The organism is Neorhizobium sp. P12A, from assembly GCF_008365395.1.
Classification (GTDB): Bacteria; Pseudomonadota; Alphaproteobacteria; order Rhizobiales; family Rhizobiaceae; genus Rhizobium.
In genome coordinates, this window is record NZ_QOVX01000073.1 from 1 (window position 1) to 1,433 (window position 1,433).

General features: G+C 59.7%; 1 protein-coding gene. It reads right to left on the reverse strand.

Annotation, left to right across the window (positions count from 1 at the left end; genetic code table 11):
* Positions 1-73: 73 nt before the first annotated feature.
* Positions 74-1,273, reverse strand: a complete 1,200-nt coding sequence (locus DTW90_RS36930) for an IS256 family transposase (protein WP_132528784.1) — start codon at positions 1,271-1,273, stop codon at positions 74-76.
* Positions 1,274-1,433: the final 160 nt, after the last annotated feature.

The window sequence follows — 1,433 nt, forward strand, 5'->3', positions numbered from 1 at the left end:
CGGATCGTGTCCATTGGAGTGGTGTAGCTGACGGCTGATTGCCGTGCTTTCCGACGTCGGGTCGGAGGGGATGTCAGCGTGCCACAGCGGGCAGACTGATTTGCGGATCATCGCTCATTTGGGCCATGGTCTCAAGGGTCATGTACCTGGCGCGTTGGACGGCCCATTCGTCATTCTGTTCGAGCAACAGCGCACCGACGAGGCGGACGATGGCTTCGTCGTTCGGAAAGATGCCGATGACCTCGGTGCGGCGTTTGATTTCACCGTTGAGACGCTCAATTGGGTTCGTTGAGTGGAGCTTTGCCCGGTGCTCTTTCGGGAAGGTCATATAGGCGAGCACGTCCTCTTCGGCGTTGTCCATGATGGTGGCAAGCTTCGGCACTTTCGGTCTGATCTGATCGGCAACACTGCGCCATTGAGCGCTGGCTGCCTCCGGCGTCTCTTGGGCAAAGGCCGTTGCGATGAAGGCGGATACGACCCGCCTGCCGCTCTTGCCGGCATGCGCCAGTACGTTCCTCATGAAGTGAACCCGGCACCGTTGCCAGGTGGCGTTGAGAACCTTCGTGACGGCGCCCTTGAGACCTTCGTGCGCATCGGAGACGACAAGCTTCACGCCACGCAATCCTCGACGTGTCAGCCTTCGCAGGAATTCCGTCCAGATCGGCTCGGCTTCCGACGTGCCGACTTCCATCCCCAGCACCTCGCGTCGACCATCGCTGTTGACGCCGACGGCGATGATAACGGCAACGGAAACGATGCGGCCGCCGCGCCGGACCTTGAGGTAGGTCGCATCCACCCATACATACGGCCACTCACCTTCAATCGGCCGGTCGAGGAACGCCTTCACCTTGACGTCGATTTCTTCGCATAGACGACTCACCTGGCTTTTGGAGATGCCAGACATGCCCATGGCCTTGACCAAGTCGTCGACAGAACGTGTTGATATCCCTTGGATATACGCCTCCTGGATAACCGCCGTCAGGGCCTTTTCCGCCATCCGACGCGGTTCGAGAAAGCTGGGGAAATAGCTGCCCTTGCGTAGCTTCGGAATACGAAGCTCGACGGTTCCAGCCCGCGTCTCCCAATCGCGGTCACGGTAGCCATTGCGTTGGGCAAGCCGCATCGGGTTCTTCTCACCGAAGTCAGCACCCGTGGCCGAGCCGACCTCCAGCTCCATCAGCCGCTCGGCCGCAAAACCAATCATCTCACGCAACAAATCTGCATCCGCGCTCTTCTCAACGAGGGAGCGCACGTTCATCATGTCATTGGTCATCGGTGGTCTTTCCGTCAGGTTGGTCTTGAACAACCCGACCCTAGCGGAAAACACTGATGGCCGCCCGCAAAGCCGATCACCCGCTACAGCGCAACGAGAAGCGCGCAGGCACTCGGCTTTGCTATCTCCCGCCAGTTACACCATCTCCTGGGGCACGATC